This is a genomic window from Aeromicrobium sp., from assembly GCF_036675695.1.
Lineage (GTDB): Bacteria > Actinomycetota > Actinomycetes > Propionibacteriales > Nocardioidaceae > Aeromicrobium.
Genome location: NZ_JAKFEL010000159.1, coordinates 1 through 11,187 on the forward strand (window position 1 = coordinate 1; position 11,187 = coordinate 11,187).

The following is an 11,187-nucleotide window of genomic DNA, read 5'->3' on the forward strand; positions in this document are numbered from 1 at the left end:
GCAGTTCTGCGCAAGTCGCGCCGCCTCGGCGAGGACGCGCCTGATTCTGACGTGTGGAAGGTTCTTGCGACCTCCACGCTCGACGGGATCACGGTGACACCCCTGGGCACGGCTCAGCTCGTCGCCGACCTCCCCGATCCCGGACTGCCCGGCCAGGCGCCGTTCACCCGCGGCAGCACGGCCAGCCGCGACCTCGAAGGCTGGGACGTACGCGCCTGGTTCGCCGATCCGGATGTCGAGCGGACCCGACAGGACGTCATCACCGACTTGGAGAACGGCGTCAACTCTCTGTGGATCACGGTCGGCAGCGGTGGCGTACCGATCGAGTCGTTGAGCACTGTCCTTGAGGCCGTGTTCCTTGACCTCGCTCCCGTTGCTCTCGATGCACCCTATGAGCCCGTCGAAGCTGCCAGGGCCCTCGCCGCGATCTTTGCCGATCGCGCCATCACCCCGGCACCGGGCACCAGCTTTGGCGTCGACCCTATTGGCGCCGGCTTCCGCGACCGCGGCAACACAGATTCTTCGATGATCGAAGAGGTTGCCCGTATCGCCGCTCCACTGGGCATCCGAGCGCTGACCGTCGACGCCACCGCCGTTCACGACGCCGGCGCATCCGACGCCCAGGAGCTTGCATATTCGCTGGCAGCTGGCACGGAGTACCTCCGGGTCTTGGTCGAGGCCGGTTTCACGGTCGACGAAGCCGCCGCGCTGATCGACTTCCGCTACGCCGCAACGGGTGAGCAGTTCCCGACGATCGCGAAGTTCCGCGCCGCGCGTCGGCTCTGGAACCGCGTCGTCGAGCTCAGCGGTGGTGCCGCGACCGGACAGCTCCAGCACGCCGTGACCTCCCGCCCGATGATGGCGAAGTACGACCCGTACGTGAACATGCTCCGCACAACGGTTGCTGCCTTCGCCGCCGGTGTCGGCGGTGCTGCCTCTGTCACGGTCCTGCCATTCGATGAACGACTCGGCCTGCCCGACGCCTTCAGCCGCCGCATCGCCCGCAACACCTCGAGCCTGCTGATCAGCGAGTCTCATGTCGCTGAAGTGAGCGATCCCGCCGGCGGTTCGTACGCGGTCGAGAAGCTCACGGATGACACCGCTCGTGCCGCATGGGCCCTGTTCGGTGAGATCGACGCGGCCGGCGGACTTGATGTCCTCGAAGAGGCGATTGCAGCGACCGTGTCCCAGCGGGCGCTGGCAATCGCCAAGCGCAAGCAGCCGATCACGGGTGTCTCGGAGTTCCCCAACCTCCACGAGACGTTGCCCGAGCGTCGCCCGTACGCCGAGGAGCTGGCCGTACACCGATACGGCGGCGAGTTCGAGGCCATGCGTGATGACCGCGCAGCGACGCCTGTGTTCCTGGCGACCATGGGCACCGTCGCGGCCTACACGGCACGCGCGACCTTCGCCGCCAATCTCTTCGCTGCAGGCGGCGTCGACACTGTCACTGCTGGCCCGACCGAAGGCGTCGACGAGATCGTCGCGGCCTACACAGCGTTGGTTTCAGACGGGGCTGGCAATGTGCCGGTCGTCTGCCTGACCGGCAACGCCGCTGCGTACGACGGCTGGGGTGCTGATCTCGTCACCGCGCTCCGCGCTGCCGGCGCCAAGTACGTCGTCGTGGCGGGCAAGAGCGATCTCGAGGTCGACGCCACTGCCGCTGTCGGAGATGATGCGCTCGCGTTCCTCCGCTCGATCCGACAGGAGCTCCGGGCATGAGTGAGCGAAGCGAGCGAAACATGAATACCGCCATCCCCAAGAGCTTTCAGGGCCTGCCGCTCGTTCCCGAGCAGCCGTACGAGGTCGACGCCGCGGCGTACGCCAGTGCGACCGATGGCGCCCAGCCGTGGGCCGCGCCGGAGGGCATCGAGATCGACGGGCTCTACACCGCCGATGACGTCGAGGGTCTCGATGCTCTCGACACCCTCCCCGGGCTGACTCCGTTCCTTCGCGGCCCCTACCCGGCGATGTACACGACCCAGCCGTGGACGATCCGCCAGTACGCGGGCTTCTCCACCGCTGAGGAGTCCAACGCGTTCTACCGCCGCAACCTCGCCGCCGGTCAGAAAGGCCTGTCGGTCGCCTTCGACCTGGCGACGCATCGCGGGTACGACTCCGACAACCCGCGCGTGGTCGGTGACGTCGGCATGGCCGGTGTCGCGATCGACTCGATCTACGACACCCGGAAGCTCTTCGAGGGCATCCCGCTGGACGAGATGAGCGTCTCGATGACGATGAACGGTGCCGTGCTGCCGATCTTGGCGCTCTACATCGTCGCTGCTGAGGAGCAGGGCGTGCCTCCCGAGAAGCTGTCGGGCACGATCCAGAACGACATCCTCAAAGAGTTCATGGTGCGCAACACCTACATCTATCCGCCGGCACCGTCGATGCGGATCATCTCCGACATTTTCGCCTACACCGCGCAGAAGATGCCGCGCTTCAACTCGATCTCGATCTCCGGCTATCACATCCAGGAAGCCGGAGCGACGAACGACCTCGAGCTCGCCTACACGCTCGCCGACGGTGTCGAGTACATCCGTGCCGGTCTCGACGTCGGTCTCGACATCGACGCCTTTGCGCCCCGCCTGAGCTTCTTCTGGGCGATCGGCATGAACTTCTACATGGAGATCGCCAAGATGCGTGCGGCTCGGGCGCTCTGGGCTCGCCTGGTCTCCGACTTCAACCCCAAGAACCCAAAGTCGCTGAGCCTGCGTACGCACAGCCAGACGTCGGGCTGGTCGCTCACGGCGCAGGACGTGTTCAACAACGTCGGCCGCACGGCGATCGAGGCAATGGCGGCGACCCAGGGACACACGCAGTCGCTGCACACCAACGCTCTCGACGAGGCGATCGCCTTGCCGACCGACTTCAGCGCCCGCATCGCCCGCAACACCCAGCTGCTCCTGCAGCAGGAGTCGGGCACCACCGACATCATCGACCCGTGGGGAGGTTCCTACTACGTCGAGAAGCTGACCCACGACCTCGCCAACCGCGCCTGGGCTCATATCCAGGAGGTCGAGAAGGCCGGCGGCATGTCCAAGGCAATCGAGGCTGGCATCCCCAAGATGCGCATCGAAGAGGCCGCCGCCCGTACGCAGGCTCGCATCGACTCCGGGCAGCAGGCCGTCATCGGCGTCAACACGTTCCGCCTCGCCGACGAGGACGCGCTCGACGTGCTCAAGGTCGACAACAAGGCCGTGTACGCCTCGCAGATCGCCAAGCTTGAGCGCCTGCGCGCCGAGCGCAACACCGGCGGTGTTGACGCTGCTCTCGCTGCGCTGACCAAGAGCGCCGAACGCGGCTCGACCAATGACGGATCGCTCGACGACAACCTGCTCACGTTGGCTGTCAACGCTGCCCGCGCGAAGGCGACCGTTGGAGAGATCTCCGACGCGCTGGAGAAGGTCTACGGGCGCCACCAGGCAGTCATCCGTACGATCTCAGGTGTGTACCGTGCTGAAGCCGGCCAGGCCGGCAATGTCGCCGCGGTGGTCAAGGCCACCGAGGAGTTCGAGAAGGCCGAGGGCCGTCGCCCCCGCATCCTCGTCGCCAAGATGGGCCAGGACGGACACGATCGAGGGCAGAAGGTCGTCGTCACGGCGTTTGCCGACATGGGCTTCGACGTCGATGTGGGCCCGCTGTTCTCGACACCCGAAGAAGTCGCCCAGCAGGCGGTTGACGCCGACGTCCACATCGTCGGTGTTTCCTCCCTCGCGGCGGGTCACCTCACGCTGCTGCCGGCGTTGAAGCAGGCTCTCGAGGACCTCGGTCGCGGAGACATCATGGTGTCGATCGGCGGCGTCATCCCGCCCGATGACGTCGAGACGCTCAAGGAGATGGGCGCTGCTGCGGTGTTCCTGCCGGGCACCGTCATCGCCGACTCGGCACTCGACCTGCTCGAGCGACTCCGACAGAACCTCAAGAGCGCCTAGTCCTACATGGTCGATGTCGCCCAGCTCGCCGAGGACGTACGTTCGCGCAAGCGGGCGGCGATCTCGCGGGCCATCACGCTGGTCGAGTCGAGCCGGTCTGACCATCGCGCCGAAGCGCGAGAGCTGCTCGGTCTGCTGAACCCTGACGCCGGGGGAGCCGTACGCGTCGGCATCTCGGGAGTGCCCGGTGTCGGCAAGTCAACGTTCATCGAAGCGTTGGGCATGTACCTCGTCGAGCAGGGTCATCGCGTTGGTGTGCTCGCCGTCGATCCGTCGAGCGTACGTACGGGCGGCTCGGTTCTCGGCGACAAGACCCGTATGGCGAAGCTCGCGGTCAATCCCGATGCGTTCATCCGTCCCTCGCCCAGCGCTGGAACCCTCGGCGGTGTCGCACGTGCGACCGGCCAGGCCATGACAGTCCTCGAGGCGGCCGGGTTCGATGTCGTGCTGATCGAGACCGTCGGTGTCGGTCAGTCCGAGATCACGGTCGCCGGCATGGTCGACACCTTCACGTTCCTTACCCTCGCCCGCTCAGGCGACCAGCTCCAGGGCATCAAGAAGGGCATCCTCGAGATCGTCGATGTCGTTGCGGTCAACAAGGCCGACGGTGATCGCAAGCAGGAAGCCAACGCTGCCGCCAAGGACCTCGCCGGAGCGATGCGTCTCGTCTTCAGCGGCTCCAAGGAGTGGGTCCCGCCGGTCCTCACCTGTTCGGCGCTCGAGGGCATCGACATCGACAAGGTCTGGTCCCGCATACTCGAGCACCGAGAGTCGCTCGGCGATGACGGTCTCGCAGCCAAGCGCGCCGCTCAGCAGCTCGACTTCACCTGGGCCCTCGTACGCGATGAGCTCGACCAGCGGCTCCGCAACAACGAAGCCGTGGCCAAAGTCCGCGAAGAAGTCCGCGAGGCCGTACTGTCGGGCGAGATGCCCGCGGCGACCGCAGCCGACAAGATCCTCGAGGCCTACGACTCCTAGAGACGATTCGCGCTTGGCAGACATACTCAGACATGCGCACTCTCTCTGTCGTGTTGATGCTGGCGTTGCTGGCTGCGTGCGGGTCGGAGTCGTCGCCCCCGCCAGCAAAAGACGGTGAGGTACGAACGATCGACCGTGCCACGGTGACTGACGTGCTGAGCGCCGACGGGGAAATGGGCGACGGGCCGGTTCTGTGCACTGGACCCGTACGCGAGTCGGCACCACCACAGTGCGAGGGCCCGGTCATCTCCAACTGGGACTGGACCAAGGTCTGGGGCGCTGCCGGTAGTGAAGGCGCACAATTCGGCGACTTCTGCTTCGAGGGCAAGAACGTCGGCGACACATTCGAGCTCACGACGCTGCCGCGACCGGTCGGCACGTGTGGCACCCAGGAATACTTCGCGCGTGCAACTGTCCTCGAGGACGGTGGCACCTACGGCCAAGCTCATGGTCCGCAGCTGTGCCTGGGAGCGATCAGGTTGTCGATGCCCCCACAGTGCGACGGGCCCGACATACCGAACTGGGACTGGACGAAGGTCAGCGGCAAGAGTCAGCGTTCACAGACGATCAACGGGCTGTACGTCGTTCACGGCGTCTACGTCGACGGTGACTTCACGTTGACCCGTCCGCCGTTGGAACCTCAACAGTTCGAGGGAGAGGTCCCGGCTTTCGAGCTCGACCGCAATTTCAACAGTCCATGCCCGGAGCCGGACGGAGGTTGGTTCCCCAAGGATCGGCCCAAGCTCGACGAGTACGCCGTGGAACGCGCTGCACCGTTCGCCGAGAAGATCCCGGGCTACTCCGAGCTGTGGCTCGACCAGCAGTTCAGCTACGCCAAGGAGAACGATCCCAACCGGATCATCCTCAACGTGCGAGTGACCAAGGACGTCAAGGGTGCCGAGAAGGCGATGCGCACGGTCTGGCAAGGCGCACTGTGCGTCAGCAAGGCCGAGCGCACCGACGCCGAGCTCCGACGCATCCAGGAGGGGGCGCAGGACATGGCAAAGGGCCTGATGCTCTCGTCGTCGCCTGGCGATGACCACGTCGACATGAGCGTCATCCTCGACGAGGGTGGGCGACTGCAGAAGGCATTCGACGACAAGTACGGCGCAGGCGTCGTACGTGTCCGGTCCGCACTGTCGAAGGCGCCCCCAGGAATGTGAAAGGCTGAGGCAGTGAAGCGAACTGTCTCAGCCCATCTCGAGCTCGAGCTTCACGACTCCGCGGACCTGATCTTCTCGATCGCCGTCGCGCAGGGTGCCAACCTCGAGTCCGAGACGTTCACGATCAGCTCCGGCGGCGGCGAGCTGGAGCCACGCGAGCTCATCGGCCGCCACGGCACTAGGCTTCATCGCCTGACGGGCCCCGCCGGCAAGATGACGATCGACTACTCCGCCGTTGCGATCGGCCAGGCCGATTCCGCTCCGGTCGACGAGCTCGACCTGATCGAGTACCGCCGCCCCAGCCGCTACTGCGAGTCGGACACGCTGTTCTCGACCGCGCGGGCCGAGTTCGCCGGCGCCAGTGGCAAGGAGCTCCTCGACGCCGTCACCACCTGGGTCGGGTCGCACCTCTCGTACGTACCCGGCGTCAGCCTCCACACCGACGGTGCAGTTGCGACGATGTTGGCCCGTGAGGGCGTGTGCCGCGACTACGCGCACCTCGTCGTTGCTCTCCTGCGCGGGCTGGATGTGCCGGCCCGACTTGCCTCGGTCTACGCGCCGGGGCTCAGTCCGATGGACTTCCACGCAGTGGCCGAGGCGTACGTCGAGAACGCCTGGCACGTCGTCGACGCCACGGGACTGGCGCCGCGGCAGAGTCTGCTTCGTATCGCCACCGGACAGGATGCGGCTGAGACCGCGTTTCTGTCGCAGCACTGGGCACGCGTCGACCTGTTGTCGATGCAGGTGATTGCCGTGGTGGACCAACTGCCTCGCGACGACACAGCTGAACTTGTGAAGCTGCGATAGCACTGCGCAGCTGGTTGAGCTGCGCTCAGCGGTGCCCCGGGTGGCGACGCGGGAACTGGGAGCGCCCCCGCGTCGCCGAGGACCTACCTCTGAGGAAGTAACTCGTATGAACTAGGACCCTCTAGTCCTTCGTAACTAAATTGCGCGGGCGAAGTCAAGAGGGAGCGGGATTAGTTCACCTTGAGCGGAGAGAACCCGATCGTGTTGGTCGTGACGGTCCACGCGCCGATCGCCCACTTGGTGCCGCCGCCGTGCCGAAGCAAGTAGGTCGCGGAGGTTGCCACGGTCAGCATGTCGTCACGCTTCTCGGCTGTGTTGAAGACGGGGACGGAGGCATCTGCCGTGAGCTTCGCGGCGATGCGGGGCTGCGACTTGGAGTAGTCAAGGCTGATCGCGACTGTGGACCATTTCGGATTGATCCACACCGCGCGGTCTTTGTAGCCACGAGTCGTGAACGGCTTCCCGTAGTAGACGCGGCCAGATCCTGCGGAGTTGTGCTTTCCGCGGATGCCGTCACCGCGCAGCAGCACCAGACCGAGAGCGTCGCGGGCCGCGATGCTTCCCGGGTCGGCGACGAAGGTGTTGATGCGTGGTCGGTAGTAGCTGTTGGCAGTCTCCGAGGTGAGCGCCGGGAGGACGAAGTCGAACGCGGAGCGCTTGTAGGACTTGCGCGGGATCGACAGCCGGGAGTATCGCTTCTCGAAGATGAATCGCACGGCTGTGCAGGCTGCCGCATCGACGGCTTTCTTGCCGAACACGCGTACGGCCTCTGCTTCGCCTGTGATGCGTACGGCCGGGCACCAGTTGACCTTCTTGCCCTTGACGGTCACTTTGCGGGGATGTCCGGGCCACGCACCGCGTACGGACTCGGGAGCGAGTGCCGCCCTCGCCGGATCTGGCGCGGGATCAGCGGTCGGTGTGGGCTTCGCCGACGCTGATTCGCTGGCCGAGGGGGTGCTGCCCGCAGTCGGCTTGTCGCCCACGGAACCATCCGGTGCGGCGAAGCCCATTGCCAGGCTCACCAAGACAACCGCCGTGACTGCGCCGGCAAACACCGTCAGCCACTTCGTCTTCACCGCCCCAGCATAAGGGCTGCGGGTGGCGGGTCGACTTCTTGTTTGACCGAGATCGGAGTGATCAGGCGTTGGCCCAGGCTGGGTTCCAGCCCTCGACCTCGTCGGCGTTGCGTGTCGGCGGACCGGTGTAGATCGCCGACGGACGGATCAGACGACCCGTTCGCTTCTGCTCGAGGATGTGCGCGCTCCAGCCGGCGGTACGCGCCGACGTGAACATCGCGGTGAACATCGGGGGCGGGACCTCCGCGTAGTCGAGGACGATCGCGGCCCAGAACTCGACATTGGTCTCGAGCACGCGGTCGGGGCGACGCTCGCGGAGCTCCTTGAGCGCAGCCTCCTCGAGGGCGACGGCAACCTCGGCGCGGGGAGCGTTGAGCTCCTTGGCGGTACGACGGAGGGTGCGGGCACGCGGATCCTCGGCGCGGTAGACGCGGTGGCCGAAGCCCATGAGGCGCTCGCCGCTGTCGAGGAGCTTCTTGACGTACGCCGTGGCGTCGCCGGACTTCTCGACCTCTTCGATCATGGTCAGCACGCGAGCCGGGGCGCCGCCGTGCAGCGGTCCGGACATGGCGCCAACGGCACCCGAGAGGGCGGCAGCGACGTCGGCACCCGTCGAGGCGATGACGCGCGCGGTGAAGGTCGAGGCGTTCATGCCGTGCTCGGCCGCCGAGACGAGGTAGGCATCGATGGCCTTGGCGTGGTCGGGGTTGACCTCGCCGCGCCAGCGAGTGAGCATCCGGCCGATGATCGTGTCGTTCTTGTCGATCTCGGACTGCGGCACCATCGGCTTGCCCACGCCTCGCGCGGCCTGCGCGACATAGGAGAGGACCATGACCGCGGTGCGGGCAAGGTCCTCACGTGCCTGGACTTCGTCAATGTCATACAGCTGCTTGAGGCCCCAGGCGGGAGCCGTCAGCGCGATCGCACTCTGTACGTCGGCGCGGATGTCGCCGGAGTGGACCGGGATGGGGAACGGCTCGGCGGGCGGCAGGCCCGGCTCATAGGACCCATCGACCAGCAGGCCCCAGATCTTCTCGAACGGAACGCGGCCGACCAGGTCGTCAATGTCGACGCCGCGATAGCGCAGCGCTGACCCTTCCTTGTCCGGCTCGGCGATCTCGCTCTCGAATGCGACGACGCCTTCAAGTCCATGGTGCACTTCAGTCATGTTCAGCATTCTGCCCTGCGCGCATACGGTGGACACATGGAGTCCCCTGATTTGGCTCGAATGCGTGAGTCGTATGCCCGCGAAGGACTCGCGGAGGCCGCGGCCGGAGACGATCCGCTAGCGCTGTTTGGTCGGTGGCTCGACGATGCTTTGGTTGCCCAGATCCATGAGCCCAACGCGATGGCTCTGGCCACCGCGACGTCCGATGGCCAACCGTCCGTCCGCATCGTGCTGCTCAAAGGGGTCGACGCATCGGGACTCACGTTCTTCACCAACTACGAGTCGCGCAAGGGCGGTGAGCTCGAGACGAATCCGCGTGCTGCAGCGGCGATGCTGTGGCACCCACTGCAGCGGCAAGTGAGGTTCGAGGGTTCGGTCTCCCGCATCTCGGCGGCGGACTCGGACGCGTACTTCCACTCCCGGCCCCGCGGCTCTCAGCTGGGAGCCGTCGCCTCGCCACAGTCGTCCGTGGTCGACGATCGAGCAGCACTCGAAGCTCTCTACGCCGAGGCGGCTGAGACGTATGGCACGGGTGATGTGACCCGGCCAGAGCATTGGGGTGGCTATCGCATCGAGATCGAGTCGATCGAGTTCTGGCAGGGCCGCGAGGACCGACTGCACGATCGCCTGCTGTACCGCCGTACGGGTACGGCGTGGACCCGCGCTCGGCTCGCCCCCTGACTCGGGTCACTTGCCTTGGCGGCCGTACATCGCCTCGGTGGCCGACTTGCTGGGGCGCCACCATGACTCGTTCTCGCGGTACCACTCGATGGTAGAAGCGATGCCTGCGGAGAAGTCGGCGTACTTCGGAGCCCAACCGAGCTCACGACGCAGCTTGGATGAGTCGATCGCGTAGCGAAGGTCGTGGCCCGCGCGATCCGTCACGGTCTCGTAGTCCTCGGGCTCGCGACCGAAAGCGGTGAGGAGTTCAGCGACGACCTCGCGATTGCTCATCTCGCCGTCGGCGCCGATGAGATACGTCTCGCCCATGACGCCCTTGTCGAGAATGGTCATCACGGCGCCACTGTGATCGTCGACGTGAATCCAGTCGCGAACGTTGCGACCGTCGCCGTAGACGTGGGGCTTGAGGCCGTCGATCAACTGGGTGATCTGGCGTGGGATGAACTTCTCGACGTGTTGGAACGGCCCGTAATTGTTGGAGCAGTTGCTGATCGTTGCGCGTACGCCGAACGAGCGCACCCAAGCCGCAACGAGCAGATCAGATCCCGCCTTGGTTGCCGAATACGGGCTCGACGGGTTGTAGGGCGTCGTCTCGGTGAATCGCGCCGGGTCGTCGAGGTCGAGGTCGCCGTAGACCTCATCGGTGGAGATGTGGTGGAACCGCACATCGTGCTTGCGGACGGCCTCCAGGAGTGTGAACGTCCCGACCAGGTTGGTGTCGACGAAGCTTCGTGGACTCGCCAGCGAGTTGTCATTGTGCGACTCGGCCGCGAAGTGGACGACCGCGTCGTGCTCGCCGACGAGCTGGTCGACCAGGTGGGCGTCGACGATGTCGCCGACAACGAGCTCGAATCGGGTCTCCGGCAGGTCAGCCAGGCTCTGGCGACTGCCGGCGTACGTCAGCTTGTCCAAAACGGTCACGTGATCGTCGGTGTGGGCGAGGAGATGGCGCACGAAGTTGGAGCCGATGAAGCCTGCTCCGCCAGTCACGAGCACAGTGCGCATGGGATTCAGCGTAGTCGGGGAAGCGCCTTCGAATTCGTCAATGCGTGTTCACCTTCCGGCCGCATTCGAGTCGGTGTCCGGACGCGTCGTCCGCTCATTGTGGACGTATGTCAGGAGTCGTGTTCACGCTTGCCCTCGGGTTTGCTCTCGCGTTCGCAGAGTCAGGCCTGGGACTCGGCATCGTGATGCCCGGCGAGACGGCTGTCGTCGTCCTCGCGGCCTCAATGCGCTCGACCACCGACATCCTTCTGCTGGGCGTGGCGGTGATGATCGGCGCGAGCATGGGCGATCACGTCGGCTATCTCCTCGGCCGGCGCTACGGCGACCAGCTCCGCGACACCAAGCCCGTACGTCGGCTCGGCGTTCGCCACTTC

The 11,187-nt window shown here is 65.8% G+C and carries 10 protein-coding genes; 7 read left to right on the plus strand and 3 right to left on the minus strand.

The features are described from left to right. From V6M39_RS10350 to V6M39_RS10370, 5 genes are all read left to right on the plus strand, one after another. Window positions 1-1,722, plus strand: a 1,722-nt coding sequence (locus V6M39_RS10350) for a methylmalonyl-CoA mutase family protein (RefSeq protein WP_332643741.1), incomplete at its 5' end; no start/stop codon positions are given. Between the two features lie 20 nt (window positions 1,723-1,742). After that, entirely contained in the window at window positions 1,743-3,935 is a 2,193-nt protein-coding gene (gene scpA, locus V6M39_RS10355) for a methylmalonyl-CoA mutase (RefSeq protein ID WP_332643742.1), read from the plus strand. A 6-nt stretch (window positions 3,936-3,941) separates the two neighbouring features. After that, window positions 3,942-4,913: a methylmalonyl Co-A mutase-associated GTPase MeaB gene (meaB, locus tag V6M39_RS10360; RefSeq protein WP_332643743.1), complete on the plus strand. Its 972-nt coding sequence runs from the start codon at window positions 3,942-3,944 to the stop codon at window positions 4,911-4,913. A 32-nt stretch (window positions 4,914-4,945) separates the two neighbouring features. Then, window positions 4,946-6,076 carry a hypothetical protein gene (locus tag V6M39_RS10365; RefSeq protein ID WP_332643744.1) on the plus strand — a complete coding sequence of 377 codons (1,131 nt, stop codon included), beginning with the start codon at window positions 4,946-4,948 and terminating at the stop codon, window positions 6,074-6,076. A gap of 12 nt (window positions 6,077-6,088) precedes the next feature. Next, entirely contained in the window at window positions 6,089-6,883 is a 795-nt protein-coding gene (locus V6M39_RS10370; protein ID WP_332643745.1) for a transglutaminase-like domain-containing protein, read from the plus strand. Window positions 6,884-7,053: 170 nt separating this feature from the next. On the opposite strand, the gene V6M39_RS10375 is transcribed toward V6M39_RS10370, so the two are convergent. Together V6M39_RS10375 and V6M39_RS10380 are read right to left on the minus strand one after the other, a co-directional pair. Beyond that, window positions 7,054-7,959 carry a hypothetical protein gene (locus V6M39_RS10375; RefSeq protein ID WP_332643746.1) on the minus strand — a complete coding sequence of 302 codons (906 nt, stop codon included), beginning with the start codon at window positions 7,957-7,959 and terminating at the stop codon, window positions 7,054-7,056. Between the two features lie 61 nt (window positions 7,960-8,020). Continuing rightward, window positions 8,021-9,127: a citrate synthase 2 gene (locus V6M39_RS10380; protein WP_332643747.1), complete on the minus strand. Its 1,107-nt coding sequence runs from the start codon at window positions 9,125-9,127 to the stop codon at window positions 8,021-8,023. A 36-nt stretch (window positions 9,128-9,163) separates the two neighbouring features. Here V6M39_RS10380 and pdxH point away from each other — a divergent pair, with 36 nt between their 5' ends. Beyond that, complete coding sequence (gene pdxH / locus V6M39_RS10385) at window positions 9,164-9,808, plus strand: pyridoxamine 5'-phosphate oxidase (RefSeq protein WP_332643748.1); 645 nt, start codon at window positions 9,164-9,166, stop codon at window positions 9,806-9,808. Between the two features lie 6 nt (window positions 9,809-9,814). Here the strand turns inward: pdxH and rfbB are convergent, their stop codons facing one another. Further along, window positions 9,815-10,813, minus strand: coding sequence for a dTDP-glucose 4,6-dehydratase (gene rfbB, locus V6M39_RS10390; RefSeq protein ID WP_332643749.1), 999 nt, complete (start codon window positions 10,811-10,813; stop codon window positions 9,815-9,817). Between the two features lie 107 nt (window positions 10,814-10,920). On the opposite strand from rfbB, the gene V6M39_RS10395 reads away from it, so the two are divergent. Beyond that, window positions 10,921-11,187: DedA family protein (locus tag V6M39_RS10395; RefSeq protein WP_442880769.1), on the plus strand; the 267-nt coding region annotated here is incomplete at its 3' end.

Bases quoted from the DNA above. Each gene is read 5' to 3' on its own strand.
- scpA (WP_332643742.1), top strand. From the start codon at position 1,743: ATGAATACCGCCATCCCCAAGAGCTTTCAGGGCCTGCCGCTCGTTCCC.
- rfbB (WP_332643749.1), bottom strand. From the start codon at position 10,813: ATGCGCACTGTGCTCGTGACTGGCGGAGCAGGCTTCATCGGCTCCAAC.
- V6M39_RS10365 (WP_332643744.1), top strand. From the start codon at position 4,946: ATGCGCACTCTCTCTGTCGTGTTGATGCTGGCGTTGCTGGCTGCGTGC.
- pdxH (WP_332643748.1), top strand. From the start codon at position 9,164: ATGGAGTCCCCTGATTTGGCTCGAATGCGTGAGTCGTATGCCCGCGAA.
- V6M39_RS10380 (WP_332643747.1), bottom strand. From the start codon at position 9,127: ATGACTGAAGTGCACCATGGACTTGAAGGCGTCGTCGCATTCGAGAGC.
- meaB (WP_332643743.1), top strand. From the start codon at position 3,942: ATGGTCGATGTCGCCCAGCTCGCCGAGGACGTACGTTCGCGCAAGCGG.